At 75.9% G+C, this 14,421-nt stretch carries 15 protein-coding genes and 1 tRNA gene; 8 read left to right on the top strand and 8 right to left on the bottom strand.

The genetic code is table 11. From position 1 onward, the window contains the following. The first annotated feature begins 93 nt into the window (after window positions 1–93). Both WAA21_RS08895 and WAA21_RS08890 read left to right on the top strand, forming a co-directional pair. Window positions 94–432 (top strand): winged helix-turn-helix transcriptional regulator, encoded by a 339-nt coding sequence (locus WAA21_RS08895; protein ID WP_336922427.1) that lies wholly within the window; start codon window positions 94–96, stop codon window positions 430–432. 201 nt (window positions 433–633) lie between these two features. Continuing rightward, the gene (locus WAA21_RS08890; protein ID WP_336922426.1) at window positions 634–1,581 is read left to right on the top strand and encodes an SDR family oxidoreductase; all 948 of its coding nucleotides are present in this window, start codon (window positions 634–636) and stop codon (window positions 1,579–1,581) included. 4 nt (window positions 1,582–1,585) lie between these two features. Here the strand turns inward: WAA21_RS08890 and WAA21_RS08885 are convergent, their stop codons facing one another. Then, entirely contained in the window at window positions 1,586–2,437 is an 852-nt protein-coding gene (locus tag WAA21_RS08885; RefSeq protein WP_336922425.1) for a LysR family transcriptional regulator, read from the bottom strand. 68 nt (window positions 2,438–2,505) lie between these two features. Here WAA21_RS08885 and WAA21_RS08880 point away from each other — a divergent pair, with 68 nt between their 5' ends. Beyond that, window positions 2,506–3,459 (top strand): EamA family transporter, encoded by a 954-nt coding sequence (locus tag WAA21_RS08880; protein ID WP_336922424.1) that lies wholly within the window; start codon window positions 2,506–2,508, stop codon window positions 3,457–3,459. 11 nt (window positions 3,460–3,470) lie between these two features. Continuing rightward, window positions 3,471–4,595 carry a hypothetical protein gene (locus WAA21_RS08875; protein ID WP_336922423.1) on the top strand — a complete coding sequence of 375 codons (1,125 nt, stop codon included), beginning with the start codon at window positions 3,471–3,473 and terminating at the stop codon, window positions 4,593–4,595. Here WAA21_RS08875 and WAA21_RS08870 read toward each other — a convergent pair. Genes WAA21_RS08870 through WAA21_RS08860 form a run of 3 tightly spaced genes read right to left on the bottom strand, consistent with a single transcriptional unit; the run spans window position 4,547 to window position 7,487 of the window. Next, window positions 4,547–6,067, bottom strand: coding sequence for an acyltransferase family protein (locus WAA21_RS08870; protein WP_336922422.1), 1,521 nt, complete (start codon window positions 6,065–6,067; stop codon window positions 4,547–4,549). The two genes, WAA21_RS08875 and WAA21_RS08870, sit on opposite strands and share 49 nt — an antisense overlap. Before the next feature lie 32 nt (window positions 6,068–6,099). After that, entirely contained in the window at window positions 6,100–6,555 is a 456-nt protein-coding gene (locus WAA21_RS08865; RefSeq protein ID WP_336922421.1) for a GntR family transcriptional regulator, read from the bottom strand. Continuing rightward, complete coding sequence (locus WAA21_RS08860) at window positions 6,552–7,487, bottom strand: hypothetical protein (protein WP_336922420.1); 936 nt, start codon at window positions 7,485–7,487, stop codon at window positions 6,552–6,554. Before WAA21_RS08860 ends, WAA21_RS08865 begins: the two co-directional genes overlap by 4 nt. A gap of 155 nt (window positions 7,488–7,642) precedes the next feature. On the opposite strand from WAA21_RS08860, the gene WAA21_RS08855 reads away from it, so the two are divergent. Then, on the top strand, window positions 7,643–8,134 hold the full coding sequence (locus WAA21_RS08855; RefSeq protein WP_336922419.1) for an anthrone oxygenase family protein: 492 nt from the start codon (window positions 7,643–7,645) through the stop codon (window positions 8,132–8,134). A 19-nt stretch (window positions 8,135–8,153) separates the two neighbouring features. Here the strand turns inward: WAA21_RS08855 and WAA21_RS08850 are convergent, their stop codons facing one another. Beyond that, window positions 8,154–9,362: an FAD/NAD(P)-binding oxidoreductase gene (locus tag WAA21_RS08850; RefSeq protein ID WP_336922418.1), complete on the bottom strand. Its 1,209-nt coding sequence runs from the start codon at window positions 9,360–9,362 to the stop codon at window positions 8,154–8,156. Window positions 9,363–9,524: 162 nt separating this feature from the next. Here WAA21_RS08850 and WAA21_RS08845 point away from each other — a divergent pair, with 162 nt between their 5' ends. Continuing rightward, the gene (locus WAA21_RS08845) at window positions 9,525–10,529 is read left to right on the top strand and encodes a 3-keto-disaccharide hydrolase (protein WP_336922417.1); all 1,005 of its coding nucleotides are present in this window, start codon (window positions 9,525–9,527) and stop codon (window positions 10,527–10,529) included. A gap of 22 nt (window positions 10,530–10,551) precedes the next feature. Here the strand turns inward: WAA21_RS08845 and WAA21_RS08840 are convergent, their stop codons facing one another. From WAA21_RS08840 to WAA21_RS08830, 3 genes are read right to left on the bottom strand one after another with little or no spacing between them, the layout of a single operon-like run. Beyond that, window positions 10,552–11,073: an LURP-one-related/scramblase family protein gene (locus WAA21_RS08840; RefSeq protein WP_336922416.1), complete on the bottom strand. Its 522-nt coding sequence runs from the start codon at window positions 11,071–11,073 to the stop codon at window positions 10,552–10,554. Then, window positions 11,070–11,828 (bottom strand): MBL fold metallo-hydrolase, encoded by a 759-nt coding sequence (locus WAA21_RS08835; RefSeq protein WP_336922415.1) that lies wholly within the window; start codon window positions 11,826–11,828, stop codon window positions 11,070–11,072. Before WAA21_RS08835 ends, WAA21_RS08840 begins: the two co-directional genes overlap by 4 nt. Before the next feature lie 28 nt (window positions 11,829–11,856). Then, window positions 11,857–12,822 carry an intradiol ring-cleavage dioxygenase gene (locus WAA21_RS08830; RefSeq protein WP_336922414.1) on the bottom strand — a complete coding sequence of 322 codons (966 nt, stop codon included), beginning with the start codon at window positions 12,820–12,822 and terminating at the stop codon, window positions 11,857–11,859. A gap of 302 nt (window positions 12,823–13,124) precedes the next feature. Here WAA21_RS08830 and WAA21_RS08825 point away from each other — a divergent pair, with 302 nt between their 5' ends. Together WAA21_RS08825 and WAA21_RS08820 are read left to right on the top strand one after the other, a co-directional pair. Further along, on the top strand, window positions 13,125–13,775 hold the full coding sequence (locus WAA21_RS08825; protein ID WP_336922413.1) for a fasciclin domain-containing protein: 651 nt from the start codon (window positions 13,125–13,127) through the stop codon (window positions 13,773–13,775). A 341-nt stretch (window positions 13,776–14,116) separates the two neighbouring features. Further along, window positions 14,117–14,189: transfer RNA gene (locus WAA21_RS08820), tRNA-Thr, on the top strand. Window positions 14,190–14,421 lie beyond the last annotated feature (232 nt).

Genomic DNA, 14,421 nt, shown 5'->3' with positions numbered 1-14,421 from the left:
CACGTGTTTTTCGGTAGTGACTTCTAGAATACTAGTCACACCGTCGCAAGAAGCACCTCGTCCTCGGCGGGCCGGCGGCATATCCTCGGGGTCGTGACGGAGCGGCAGGCGGTGGCGCACTCGGCGCCTGCGTGCGACGCCGCGCTCACGCACGCCTTCGGCCTGCTCGGCAGGCGCTGGAACGGCGTCATCATCGGTGCGCTCGTCGACGGCCCGGCGGGCTTCGCCGAGCTGAGGCGCGCGACCGGGGGCATCAGCGACTCGGTCCTGTCCGAGCGGCTGGGACAGCTGGCCGAGGCCGGGATCGTCGTGCGGGACGTCGACCCGGGTCCCCCGGTCGCAGTGCGGTACCGCCTCGCGCCGCCGGGGGAGGCCCTTGCGCCCGTGCTGCGGGACCTGGGCGACTGGGCACGGGAGCACCTGCCCGCCTGACGGCCTGCTCGTGACGGCCTGCTCGTGACGGCCTGCTCGTGACGGCCTGCTCGTGACGGCCTGCTCGTGAGCGCCGTCGCGGGGGACCGGCGAGCCAGGGACCGGCGGGTCCTTGTTGCGCTCTCGGCCGGCGCGGAGTGTCGGTGCTGCCACCGCGCCGCCCGGCGCGGTGAACCGCCACCACCGCCGAGGAGCACCGCCATGACCCGTCGACCCGTCGACCTCGACCTGCCCGACCTCACCGGCACCCGCGCCGTCGTCACCGGCGCCAGCGACGGCGTCGGCCTCGTCCTGGCCCGTCGGCTCGCCGCGGCCGGCGCCGACCTCGTGCTGCCCGTCCGCAACCGCGACAAGGGCGAGGCGGCCGCGCAGCGCCTCCGCGCCGCCGTGCCCGGCACCGCCATCGAGCTGCGCGACCTCGAGCTGTCGTCGCTGGCCTCCGTCGCGGCGCTCGGGGAGGCACTGCGCGAGGACGGCCGGCCCGTGCACCTGCTCGTCAACAACGCGGGCGTCATGACGCCGCCGGAGCGGCGCACCAGCACCGACGGCCACGAGCTGCAGTGGGCGACCAACCACCTCGGGCACGCCGCGCTCGTGCTGCAGCTGCTGCCGCTGCTGCGGGCCGGCCGGGCCCGCGTCGTCTCCCAGGTGAGCGTGGCCGCTGCCCGCGGGCGCGTGCACTGGGAGGACCTGGACTGGGAGCGCTCGTACGACGGCATGGCCGCGTACCGCTCGTCCAAGATCGCGCTCGGGCTCTTCGGTCTCGAGCTGAGCCGGCGCAGCGAGCAGGAGGGCTGGGGCGTCACGAGCGTGCTGTCCCACCCGGGGGTCGCGCCGACGAGCCTGCTCGACGTCCGGCCCGAGCTCGACCGCGAGCGGGCGGTGGGCGCCCGACGGGTCATCGCGGCGCTGTCGCGCCTGGGAGTCGGTGCGGGCACCGTCGAGTCGGCGGCCCTGCCCGCCCTGCTGGCGGCGACCGTCGACGCGTTCCCCGGCGACGAGCGCCTGTTCGGCCCCCGCGGCCCGGGCCGCACGAGCGGCCCGCCCGCCCCGCAGCCGCTGTACCGGCCGCTGCGCGACACCGCCGAGGCGCGCCGGGTCTGGGAGGTCTCCGAGCGCCAGACCGCCGGCGACACCAGCGCCGCCTGACGGCCTATCCCGCGGCGTACAGCGCGCGGACCAGGCCGACCAGCTCGGCGACGTGCGAGGGCGGGTCGTCGTGCCACCACACGAGGTGGACCGGCACGGGCGGGGCGTCTTGCACGGGCCGGTACACGACGCCGGGCCGCGGGAACTGCGCGGCGGTCGCCTCGGACGTCAGCCCCAGCGCCTCGCCCGCGGCGACGGCGGTGAGCCACTCGTCGACCCCGTGCACCTCCCGTGTGGTCGCGGGTCCGCCGCCCGCGGGCCACAGGTCCCGCGTCGTGGTGCCGGTGCGGAGGTCGACGGCGACGGTGCGGCCGTCGAAGTCGGCGAGGCGCAGCACGCGCCGCCGGGCGAGCGGGTCGTCCGACGGCAGGCACGCCAGCCGCCGTTCGACGCCGACGAGCGCCGCCCGCAGCCGCTCGTCGGCCACCTCCCGCCGGACGACCGCGACGTCGACGAGGCCCTCGAGCAGCCCGGCGCTCGGGGTGCCGGCCTGCACGAGCACCAGGCGACGACCGGGGTGCTCCGCGACCCACCGGCGCTGCAGCGTCGTGGTGTGCCGGCCGAGCGCGGACCACGCGAAACCGACCCGGGTCTCGCTGCCCGCGTCGGCGGCGACGCGCTCGAGCGCGGCGAGCTCGTCGAGCACCCGCCGGGCGTGCGCGAGCAGCCGTGTGCCGGTCGCTGTGGGGGTCGCCCCCCGCGGGCCGCGCTGCAGCAGGCGGACACCGAGCCGGTCCTCGAGCGCGGCCACCCGCCGCGACACCGCGGCCTGCGACGTGCCGAGCGCGAGGGCCGCGTCGGTGAAGGTGCCCTCGTCCGCCACCGCGACGAACGCCCGCAGCGACTCGACCGTCATGCGCTCAGCGTATGGCGCCGACGGCGGGTGCATTTCTCGTATGCCCACGCCGACGGCAGCCTCGTCGCATGAGCACACCCGCCGCCGGCACCACCGTCACGGCCCCGCGCGACGTGGCACCCGCACCGGCGGTCGTCACGGCCGCCTCGACGAGGCACGCGCCGGACGCACCCGTCCCGAGCCCGGTGCGCGGTGCGCTGCTCGCCCTCGGCAGCGCGGGCGTCAACCAGACGGGCGCGGCGGTCGGTGCGCAGGCCTTCGCCGCCGTCGGCCCGGCGGGCGTCGTCGCCGTGCGGCAGGTGCTGGCCGGGGCGGTGCTGCTCGCCGCCGTCCGTCCGCCGCTGCACCGGTTCACGTGGCGGCAGTGGTGGCCCGTCCTGCTGCTCGCGGTCGTGTTCGCCGGCATGAACCTGTCGCTGTACGCCGCGGTCGAGCGCGTCGGCCTGGGGCTCGCCGTCACCCTGGAGTTCCTCGGCCCGCTCGCGGTCGCGCTGCTCGGCTCGCGCTCGCGCGGGGACCTGCTCATCGCGGCGGGCGCGGCGCTCGGGGTCTACGTGCTCGTGCTCCCCGGCCCCTCCAGCGACTGGGTCGGCGTGGGGCTCGCCCTCACCGCGGCCACGTGCTGGGCCTCCTACATCCTGCTCAACCGGCTCATCGGGACGCGGCTTCCCGGGCTCCATGGTCCGGCCGCGGCGTGCACCCTGTCGGGGCTCGCCTTCCTCCCGCTGCTGGCCGCGCTGCTCGCCGACGGCCGGCTCGTCGGCGCGACGCTCGGGCAGGCCGTCGCGGCGGGCGTGCTCGCCTCGGTCGTGCCGTACGCGGCCGACGCGACGGCGCTGCGACACCTGCCGGCCCGCTACTTCGGGGTGCTGACGAGCGCGCACCCCCTGTTCGCGGCCCTCGCGGGGCTCGTCGTGCTCGGGCAGGTGCTCGAGCTGCACGAGTGGGTGGGCGTCGTCGTGGTCGTCGTGGTGAACGTCGTCGCGGTCGTCGCCCACGCCCGCCCGCGCCGGCCTGCGTAGGGTGCCTGGCTGTGACGACGGAGAGCCCCGCGCGGACGGTGCGCCTCGGCGTCGTCCTGCCGCCCGGCGCGGCGGCCGACCGGGCCACGGGACCGGGAGGGCTCGAGGGCCTCGCCCGTGAGCTGCCGGGCGACCTCGCCGACCGGCTCGGCGTGCCCGGCTGGGACGTCATCGTCGTGCAGGACCCGCTGGTCCCGCCCACGAGCGGGGTCGACGACCTCGTCCGGGCCGCCCGCGAGCGCCTCGTGCAGGAGGGCTGGGACCTCGTCGTCGTGCTCACCGACCTCCCGCTGGAGGTGGGCCGGCGCACCGTGGTCACGTCCGCGAGCCCGCTGCACGGCGTCGGGCTGCTGAGCGTGCCGGCGCTCGGGCCGGTCGGCCTGCGTCGCGGCGCGCGGCGCGGCACCGTGCGTCTCGTCGAGGCCCTGCTCGGTGGGGACGGCACCGACCCCGACGCCGTCGCGGCCAGGGTGCGCGAGCTGCAGGACGACGACGACGTCGAGGACTCGGGCAACCCGGTCGTCCTCACCGCTCGCGTGCTCGGCGGCAACCTTCGGGTCCTGCTCGGCATGGTGCGCGTCAACCAGCCCTGGCGGCTCGCCCTCGGGCTCTCGCGGGCGCTGACCGCCGCCGTCGCGGCCGCGGTGCTCGCCCTCATCACCCCCGACGTGTGGGTCCTCGCGGACGCCTACGGCCCCGTGCGGCTCGCCCTGCTCGCGGTCGGGTCCGTCGTCGTCACGGCCGTCACCCTCCTGGTCGGCGCGCGGCTGTGGGAGCGGGCGCCCGAGGGGCGCGGGCGTCCGGGCGCGCGGCGCCAGGTCGCGCTGTTCAACACCGCGACGACGGTGACCGTCCTCATCGGCGTGACGGCGCTGTACGCCGCGCTGCTCGTGCTGTCGGTCGCGGCGTCCTTCGCGCTCGTGGTGCCGTCGGTCATGGCCGACACCGTCGGCTCGGACGTCGGCCCGGTCGACCTGCTGCGCCTCGCGTGGTTCACGACGACGCTCGCGACCGTCGCGGGTGCGCTCGGTGCCGGCCTGGAGGACGACGACACGGTCCGCGCGGCCGCCTACGCCGCCCGGAGCGCTCAGGTCGACGTCGAGCGGGACGCCGACACCGACCGCGCCGGCGGCTGAGGGCGCGAGGTCGACCCGGCGAGCGCGCGCAGCCCGAGGACGCCGAGACCGAGCACGACGACGCCGACCGTCGAGCTCACGCTCAGGCCCGGCGCGGCGCGCAGCGCCTCGGGGGTGCCGTCGAGCCAGCCGTCGAGGCCGACCTGCGACACGAGGTACACCCCTACCGCGGTGGTCGTCGCGGCGGCGACCGCGACGAGCGCCGCCCGTCGGCCACCGACCGTCGAGCGGGCCGCACCGAGCAGCGCCCAGTCCTCGCCGCGGCGCGCGAGGGCCACGAGGCCGGCGAGCACCGCCGCGCACGCGACCTCGACGCCGAGCAGCAGCCACCACCAGGCGACGCTCCCCGCCGCGGGGAGGGCGAGGCCGGTCAGGAGCAGCACGCCGACCACGAGGTAGGCCGCCGTCAGGTGCCAGCAGAACAGCGTCATGAGCACGCGCGAGCCGCTCACCACCGTCAGCCACACCACCGGCACGCGCAGGACCCGGGTGAGGACGGGGCGCAGCACGAGCGCGAGCCCGAGCAGGCCGACGCCGTGCGCGAGCAGCGCCGCGGTGGGCGGCAGGAAGTTGTTCCCCGCCACGTCCTCGTTGCCGGGCAGGCCCTGCATGTCGGCCGGGTAGGCGCCGGTCGCCGCGAGCACACCGGCGGTGCCCCAGCCGAGCAGCAGGAGCACGAGGCCCACGCGCACGCTGCCGGTGGGGCGGGGCCGGCTCCCGTCGGGTCGGATCGCCGGCAGGGCGGTCCGGTCGTACCAGACGAAGCCGAGCTGGTGGATCGTCAGCCACACGAGCACGAGGTCCGCGAGGCCGGCGACGGGCACGCCGTCGCCGGCGAGCCAGCCGAAGCGGACGGCGTCGACCGCGACCACCGCCGCGACGAGCGCGAGCAGCGTGGCGACCCGGTGGCGGCGGTGCAGCGCGTGCATCGCCGGGGCGAGGACGACGACGAGCAGGTACACCCCCACGAACCACAGCGGCGTGCTCACGTTGTCGACCGCGAGCGCGACCGGTGCGGGCAGCGAGCCGACCACGCCGAGCGCGACCGCCCCGCTCGCGAGCGCGCTCGCGGCCGCCCACACCCCCAGCAGCGCGACGACCGGGCCGAGCAGCCGCTCCGCCCGGGCGAGCACGAACCGCGCGTAGGGCGGGCGGTCGGCGCGCGACAGCGTCCGGGCGTGCGTGGCGCCGCCGACGGCGAAGAACAGCGGCATGACCATGAGCAGCCACGTGCTCGCCACCGCGAGGGGGGACCGGGCGAGGTCCTGGGTGCCGTCCAGCACGACGAGCACGAGCGCCCAGTGGGCGAGCACCACGACGACGAGCGACACCAGCCGCAGCAGGTCGAGGTAGCGGTCGCGCGAGGTGGGGGTGGCGGCGTCGACGGCGAGGGCGGCACGGGTCAGGCGTCGCCGGGCACCGCTGCTGCCCGGCCTGTCGCACCCGGCGTCCCGATCCAGTCCCCCGGCCACGGCGCCATGGTGGCGGAAGGCGTCAGGGACCGTCAGGAGGTGTACGGACCCTGCCCCGTACGGTCCAACGCCGTCCCGGACGGTCGAGCGGCCCCGGCGACGTCGAGCACGGCCCGCGCCGCCTCCGTCTCGTCGGCGCCGAGCAGGCGGCACTCGTGCAGGTAGCGCGCCGCGGCCCCGCGCAGCGCCTCGGCCCGTTCCGCGGCCAGCTGTCGTCGCTCGTCGGGCGCGACGCGCGGCGCCTGGACCTTGGTGCCACCCCCGCGAGAGGTGACGACGAGCCCGGCGGACTCCAGCTCGCGGTAGGTGCGGGCCACCGTGCCCGACGCGAGCCGCAGGTCGCGGGCGATCTGGCGGATGGGCGGCAGCCGCCGGCCGTCCGGCAGGGTGCCGTCGAGGATCGCCGTCGCGAGCTGGCGGCGCAGCTGCTCGTACGGCGGCACCGGGTCGCGGTCGTCGACGACCAGCTGGGGGCCGTCGTCGCTCACGCCCGGCTCCCCGCGACCGGCGGGGCCGCCACCGTGGCGCGCCCGGCCGTCGTGGCGTGGTGGGCGGGGGCGTGACGGCCGGTGAGGAGCAGGGCGGTGCACCACACGACCAGGGCGGTGACGAGCGGCAGCGGGGCGAGCAGGAGCAGGAGCACCAGCCCGGGGGACGGGACGCACGGGTGCACGGTCGTGGCCGCGACGAGGGCCACCCCGAGGTACGGCACCCCGACGAGCAGGCCGACGGCCGCGGTGACGGTGCGCGCGGACTGGGCCCTCAGCTCCGCGTCGACGTGGGCGTCGGCGTAGGTGGAGCCGTCGGGGCTCGCCAGCGGCGGGCGCCGCACGACGGCGGTGAGGACCGCGAGAGCGAGCACGAGGCCGAGCCCCACGAGCAGCAGCAGCGGCACCACGTACCAGCTTCCCGGCCAGGGTGTCGTGGTCGTCACCGAGCCGTCGGTGCAGACCCCGCGCAGCGCTCGCCCGGCCCGGCCCAGGTCGTCCGGGGACGCGGCGAGCGCCGTCGCGGAGCAGAGCACGAGGAGCCCCACCGCGGCGACGCCCACCGCGACGGAGAGCCGTCGCGGCAGCACGTCGCGGACGCGTCGGGTCGCGAGCCCGGCGCTCCGGCGGGGCCCGCGCGGCGGTGCCACGACGAGCTCGGCGACGAGGACGCCGACGAGGACACCGGTCGCCACGACCGCGGGCGCCAGCAGCACGCCCCGGCCGAGCGGGTCCCACGCGGCCACGGCCGCGCCGGCGGCGACGCCGAGCGCCGCGCCGATCGGGCGGAGCCAGGCCCGTCGGCCGTCGAGGCGGCGGACCGCGGCGGCGGGCACCCTGCGGGCGCGGGTGGCGAGGACGAGCACGCACACGAGCAGGCCGACGGCCGCGAGCGGGACGAGGCCGAGCACGGCGAGAACGACGAGACGCATGGGGGCCTCCACAGCTTTGTATCGGACTGCTGGTACAAGCGGGAGCATGACGCCGCAGGCAGCATTGTGTCAATGTGCCGGTACAAGGTTCGTCCGCGCGCAGCCTTCCGGCTGCGTCGGCGGGTCGGCGTCGGTGAAGGAGCATGATCGGGCACGTGGTGGTCGCGTCCCTCGTGCTCGCTGTCGGCGCCGTGGTCGCGTGCGGCCTGGTCGCGGGCCTGCTCCTCGGTTTCGCGGTCGTCGTCATGCCGGGCCTCGCCGACCTGCCCGACCGCGACTTCCTGCGCGCCTTCCAGGTGGTCGACGGGGTCATCCAGCGCGGCTCACCGCTGTTCGGTCTCGTGTGGGCGGGCTCGGCGGTGCTGCCGCTGGCCGCCGCCGTCATGCGGTTCCTGGCCGACGACGGCCCGAGTGCGCCGCTGCTGGTCGCGGCGGCCGTCGTCGTGCTCCTCGGCGTCCACCTGCCGACGGTCGTCGTCAACGTGCCGGCGAACAACCGGCTGCAGGGCGTCGACGTTGCCGGGCTCGACGAGCCCGGTGCCGCCCGCGCCCGGGCCGCGTTCGAGCCGCGCTGGAACCGGTGGAACCGGGTGCGGACGGTGGCGGCGACGGTGACGGTCGTGCTGCTCGCCCTCGCGCTGGTGTGACGCGTCTCCGGGGCGGAGCTCAGACCCGTCCGCGCAGGATCCCCCGCCAGTACCAGCGCGGCAGCACGTAGCGGTCGAGCAGCCACGCCGACAGGCGTGGCCTCGCGCGGCTGAGCAGCGGCAGGCGCCGTCGCCGGGCGCCGCTGCGGTCGGTCTCCACGAGCAGCAGCCGCCGGCGGCTCGTCGTGATCGGGGCGACGGTGTAGCCGTCGTAGCGGCGCAGCCGGCCGCCGGCGGCGGCCGCGGCCAGGTTGTGCACGAGCACGTCGACCTGCTTGCGCAGCGCGCCACCGGACGACGTGGTGCGCAGGGCCGCCGCGTCGCCGATCGCCCACACGTCCGGGTGGGCCCGCGCGCGCAGCGTCTCGGGGTCGATGTCGACGAGGCCCGCCGGATCGCCGTCGGCGAGGCCGGAGGCCTCGATCCAGCCCGGCGCCGTGTAGTGCGGCACGGCGTGGGCGAGGGCGAGGTCCTCGAGCCGCCGGGTGAGGGTCGGCGTCCGGACCTCGACGGTGCGGACCACCGGGTCCACGCTCTCGACGGTCGCCTCCCGCCACACCTCGACGCCGTAGCCCGCGAGCACCTCCTCGAGCCGGGCGTCGGCGTCCGGCACCCCGATGGCGTGCCGTAGGGGCAGCGCGAGCACGACCCGCAGGTCGTCGAGCACGCCGCGGCGCTGCCAGTGCCCGCACGCCATGAGCAGCGGCTTGAGCGCGGTCGGCGCGCACCCGGCCGGCTCGGGCGGCACGGTGAAGAGCACCGTGCCCTCACGCAGCCGGCGCAGCGCCGGCCACACCAACGGCGCCGCCGCCGGCACGTAGGTGGAGAACGCCCACCCGGCCGCGTACGCGTCCTGCAGGCCGGGGGTCGCGGCCCAGTCCTCGTCGAGGCCCGGGCACAGCACGAGCCGCGACCAGGCGAGCGTGCGGCCGCGGCGCGTGGTGACGGTCCGGGCGTCGAGGTCGACGCCGTCGACCGCATCGCGCACCCAGCGCACGCCGTCGGGTACGACGTCGACCATCGGCCGCTCGAGGTCGGCGGTCGTCGCCTCCCCGCCGCCGACGTAGTTGAGCAGCGGCCGGTATCGGTGCACCGGGGAGGGCTCGACGAGCGCGACGTCGCGGGCGGTGCCGGTGCGCAGCAGCCGGGCCGCCAGCGAGATGCCGGCGTTGCCCCCGCCCACCACGAGCACGTCGGTGCGGTGCGGGTCGTGCGGGGCGGGGGTCATGCCCTCGACCCTCACCGCTGGGCCGCTCGCCCGCCACCCGGCCGGCCGCCGACATCCGGCCGGGGGGGGGCCGCTCGTGGCCTGTCGATGTCCGGTATGTCGCGTTAGGGTCGAGACGGCGACGACACCGACGTCGTCGCCGGACCGTCAGGAGGGCATCCCGTGACTCGTTCCCACCTCGCCGTCGGTGTCGCGCTCGTGCTGGGCGCCGGCGCCCTCACCGCGTCGGCCCCCGCGTCCGCCGCGACGTGCGACGCGCCGGACAGCCGGCCGACCGTCCGCTTCCTCGACACCGCCTCCCGCGTCGCCAACGCCGACGCGGGAGGCGGGTGCACGATCAACGACCTGATCGACGACGAGTCGTCGTGGGGCGGCCACGGAGCCTTCGTCCGGCACGTCCGCGACGTCGTCGACGACCTCGTCGCCGACGGTGTCGTGGACCGCCGCGAGGCGGGCGCGCTTCGCTCGGCGGCGGCGCGCTCGGACGTCGGCCGGGTCGCCGGGTACGAGGTGCTCTTCGACGGCACCGCCGAGAGCCTCGAGGGCTGGGACTACGCCGGCGACGGCGGCTTCGAGCTCGTCGACGGGCTGCTCCGGTCGCAGCCGGGCGGCTTCGGCACCCTCTGGTACGCCGAGGAGGAGTACGGCGACTTCTCGCTGCGGCTGCAGTTCCGCGACGACGCGCCCGGCGGGCCCGACGTGCGGGCCAACAGCGGCGTGCAGGTCCGCTTCCCGGCCCTGGACGGTCCGGTCGAGGGCTGCCCGACCACGTTCAACGGGGCGGAGACCAACAACCTGTCGTGGATCGCCGTGAACTGCGGCCACGAGGTGCAGGTCAATGACTCGCCCGACGGAGACCCCCGCAAGACGGGCTCGATCTACGGCTTCGCCGACCTCACGCTCGAGGAGGCGAACCCGACGCCCAAGGGCGTGTGGAACGACCTCGAGATCCGGGTGGTCGACCAGCACTACACGGTGATCCGCAACGGGGTCGTCATCAACTCCTACGAGAACGTGCCGGGGGTGCCGTTCCCGGACCGTCCGGACGACCCCGACTCCTCCAGCCGCGGCCTCGTCGGGCACGTCGGCCTGCAGGCGCACGGCAGCGCTCCCGACGTCGTCTCGTTCCGTGACGTGCGCATCCGCGAGCTGGGCTGCACCCGCTGACGGCGCGACCGGCGCGCCGGCCTCAGCGGTCGCGCTGCTCGACCCAGTGGTCCACGCACCACAGGACGGCGAGCACGAGCGCGGGGTCGGTGCCGGCCGCGACGTCCACGGCGTACGTGTCGCGGAGCGCGAGCCACTTCTGGGAGATGCGGGCGACCGGTCCGGTCGGGGCGGTGACGGCGTAGTCCTTCTCCAGCAGCGAGCCCGCCACCTCCCAGGTGGCGCCGGTCGCGGTGGTGAGCGTCATCCGCTCGCGGATCGGGGAGAAGCGCTTGCCTCGGATCTCGGCGACCGGCTCACCGCCCGGCCCGGTGATGGTGAAGCGCTTGGCGAGGTCGAGCGGCTGGCTCGCCAGGCGCAGCAGCACGCGCCCGGCGGCGTCGTGCACCTCGGCCTTGGCGCCGAGCAGGCTGAGCTTGCCGTCGACGAGGTAGCGCTGCTCGTCGGTGTCGGGGTCGAGCACGCGGAAGTCGCGGCCGACCGCGAGCTTGCTGCGCACGAGCAGCCGGATCCAGCCGCCGGGGACCTCGGGGGGCGTCGTCATGGCGCCAGCCTGCCCTCCGCCCGCGCTCGCGTCAGCAGGGTCGCCATCGTGTCGTCGGGGAACGGGCGGCCGCCGTCGAGGGCGTCGACGATGTCGGCGGCCTGCGCGAGGGCGAAATCGGGGTCGACGACCGCCCCGTGGCCGGGCACGACGACGGGGGCGAGGTCGCCCGCCATCCGGCGGACGGTCTCGACCCACGCCCGGGGGAACGCGTCGGTGAACGACGGCGGCGCGCCCTGCTCGACGAGGTCGCCCGCGAAGCTGACGTCGCCGGTGCGCACCACGACGTCGGCGTCGGTGTGGCCGCGGCCGTACCAGGAGACGTGCACCTCGCGGTCGCCGAGCCACAGCGACGTCGAGCGCTCGAACGTGACGGTCGGCGGCACGATCTCGACCTCGTCGAGGTGGTGCCGCTCGTCGGCCGGCAGGGCGTCGGAGCGGCGCAGACGAGCCAGCCGCTCGGCGCCCTCGGTGAGGAGCGCGGCGCGGCAGGCCCGGTGCCCGACCACCACGGCGTCGGTGAACACGCTGTTGCCGAAGCAGTGGTCCCAGTGCCAGTGCGTGTTGACGAGCCACCGGACCGGCAGCCGCGACACCTCGCGGACGTGCTCGGCGAGCACGCGGGCGTGGTGAGGGTGCGAGCGGGAGTCGACCACCAGCAGCCCGCCGTCGCCGAGGACGAGGCCGATGTTCTGGTCGAGCTCGGCGTAGCGGCGCACGAGGACGCCGTCGTCGAGCTCCTGCCACGCGCTCACCGGCACAGCCTGCCCCAGGCGCCGGCGCTCAGGGCCGGGGCCCACCGCCCGGGCCGCCCGGGCCGCCTGCGATGCCACCGCCCGTGGGGACCGTCGTCGTGTCGACCCCGACGCGCAGCCGGACCGTCAGACCGTCCTCCACCGAGCCCGTCACCGTCCCCAGCTGCGACGCGCCGCCGTCGTCGCCGAAGACGCCGTCGGTGTCGAGGCTCACCTGCGCGCGCGTGGCCACCGACGACTCGTAGCCGGCGGTCGCGTAGACGGCGTCGCACACGTCCTCCGGCAGCGCGACCTGGCTCGTCGCGACGGCGTTCGCCGAGTCGGTCGTGGACGCCAGGTCGGGGTACACCTCGAAGTGGAGGTGCGGCCAGCGCCCGGAGTAGCACGCGGGGAAGATGCTGGTGAAGCGGACGAGGCCCGCGCCGTCGACCACCTGCACGCCGCGCAGGTAGTTCTCGCCCTCGACGCCGCTGGAGTACATCGAGTACCGCCCCTCGCGGTCGCAGTGCCACAGGTAGACCGCCGCGTCCTCGAACGGCACGCCGCCCCCGGCGAGGTCGACGACCTCGAGCTCGATGGTGAGCGGGACGCCCTCGGCGACGCCGCTCGGCCCCCCGAAGCTCGACGTGAGGTCGGAGCGCACGACGCCGCTCTCCTCCAGGACGTCGGGGCCGTTGGAGCCGTCGCCGGGGTAGGGGCCGGCCGTCTCGTCCGGGATCTCGGTGAGCGAGGCGGCCGTCGCGCTCGTGCCGGCCGTGGGGCTGCTCGACGTCGTGCCGGTGGCCCCGGCCGCGGCACCGCACGCACCGAGCGCGAGCGCGCCGCCGCCGAGCCCGAGCAGCCCGAGGACGCGGCGACGGTCGAGCAGGGTGACGACGTCGAAGGCGAGGCCCTGGTCGACGACCTCCTCCGTCGGCTTCGCGAGCGGTCGGCCCTCGTACGACGCAGCGGCCGGGCTGTCGGGGTGGGCAGGACGGGCAGTGGGGGCAGGCACGGTACGGCTCCTCGGTCGGACGGCGGGGACGGGGACGACCGTCCGTCCTCGACCGAGGGCCCTGCTGTGGTCGTCCTGTGCCTCGCCTGTGCCTGTGGGTGAGGACCTCGCCGGTCGTGCTGTGCACGACGAGGCCGCGGCACGAGCGGGTGGTCGGGTCCGCCGTCCGCGTTGCACGGGCGGGCGGGCCCTCACCCGGAGCGTTGCGTCACGCTTCGATAACGCTCCGGTTTGACCGCATCTGTCGCGGTCCGTCACCAGGAAGCGCCTTGTGTACGCACGCCCACCAGTTGGAGGACACCATGAAGATCCGAATCGCCGGCCCCGCGGTCGCCCTCTCGGCCGCCCTGGTCCTCGCCGCGTGCGGGGATGACGCCGACCCCGTCGACGAGGCCACGGACGCCGCGGTCGAGGCCACCGAGGAGGCCGCCGAGGCCACCGAGGAGGTGGCCGAGGAGACCGAGGAGATGACGGACGAGGCCACCGCGGAGATGACCGAGGAGATGACCGAGGAGGCCGCGGCCGACACGATCGTCGACGTCGCCGCGAGCAACCCCGACTTCAGCACGCTGGTCACCGCCGTCGAGGCGGCCGGCCTGGTCGAGACCCTCAGCGGCGCCGGCCCGTTCACCGTCTTCGCGCCGACGAACGAGGCGTTCGACGCGCTGCCCGAGGGCGTGCTCGACGCGCTGCTGCTGCCCGAGAACCAGGAGGTCCTGACCGACATCCTCACCTACCACGTCCTGGACAGTGAGGTGACGTCCGACATGATCACCGCGGGTGAGGTCGAGACCGTCCAGGGCGACCCGGTGACCCTGGCCACCGACGGTGGCGTGACCGTCAACGGCGCCACCGTGGTGACCGCGGACGTCGAGGCGTCGAACGGCGTCATCCACGCGATCGACGCCGTCCTGCTGCCTGAGGGCGTCGACCCGGCGGCCCTGGTCGAGTGACCGTCGCCGGCTAGACACCGTCATCCGCACGATCGGGGCGGGGGCCGCGCATCCGCGCGGACCCCGCCTCGATCGTCGCGGTGGCCTCGAAGCCACACTCACGCTGCAGCCTGAGGTAGCCGGCCCAGCGGTCCCCGCTGAGCCGGCCGGCCACGACCGCCGTCCGGACCGCGCGCCCGGGCTCTCCGGCGGAGGTGGGTAGTCCGGCTTCGAACGGGTCACGAGGTAACCTCGGCGACGTCGCTCCCGCTCACAGCGGGTCGACGAGGAGCCTTGGCCTGATCGGGTGAACCGCAGGGCTGCTGTCCCTATCGTTGTCCCGATCAGAGTCCCCAAGTCCCGCTGGCGTGGCGCAACTGGTAGCGCACCCGACTTGTAATCGGGCGGTTGCGGGTTCGAGTCCCGCCGCCAGCTCCGCACCCGTGTGCACCTTCGCCTCATCCTTGACGTTTCGTCGTCGGGTGATGGTTGACGGTGTTTCGGCTGATGCTTGACACCTGTTTCGGCTGATCCTTGACGCTCCTGATCATGAGGGAGCTGTCGGTGGTGGAGCAGCGGTATCGGGCGGTGCTGGAGGTCGTGGCGGAGGGGCGGACCGTCACGGAGGTGGCGGTGCAGTGGCGGGTGTCGCGGCAGACGCTGCATG

Origin of the sequence: Aquipuribacter sp. SD81, from assembly GCF_037153975.1 — a bacterium.
In the GTDB taxonomy this organism is placed as follows: Bacteria; Actinomycetota; Actinomycetes; order Actinomycetales; family JBBAYJ01; genus Aquipuribacter.
Note: the sequence above shows the minus strand (reverse complement) of the source record. Positions and strands in the feature narration are given on the sequence as shown.

Excerpts from the sequence above, each read along its gene's own strand:
- WAA21_RS08885 (WP_336922425.1), bottom strand. The coding sequence starts at position 2,437 with ATGACGGTCGAGTCGCTGCGGGCGTTCGTCGCGGTGGCGGACGAGGGC.
- WAA21_RS08850 (WP_336922418.1), bottom strand. The coding sequence starts at position 9,362 with ATGACCCCCGCCCCGCACGACCCGCACCGCACCGACGTGCTCGTGGTG.
- WAA21_RS08860 (WP_336922420.1), bottom strand. The coding sequence starts at position 7,487 with ATGCGTCTCGTCGTTCTCGCCGTGCTCGGCCTCGTCCCGCTCGCGGCC.
- WAA21_RS08890 (WP_336922426.1), top strand. The coding sequence starts at position 634 with ATGACCCGTCGACCCGTCGACCTCGACCTGCCCGACCTCACCGGCACC.
- WAA21_RS08880 (WP_336922424.1), top strand. The coding sequence starts at position 2,506 with ATGAGCACACCCGCCGCCGGCACCACCGTCACGGCCCCGCGCGACGTG.
- WAA21_RS08840 (WP_336922416.1), bottom strand. The coding sequence starts at position 11,073 with ATGACGACGCCCCCCGAGGTCCCCGGCGGCTGGATCCGGCTGCTCGTG.
- WAA21_RS08825 (WP_336922413.1), top strand. The coding sequence starts at position 13,125 with ATGAAGATCCGAATCGCCGGCCCCGCGGTCGCCCTCTCGGCCGCCCTG.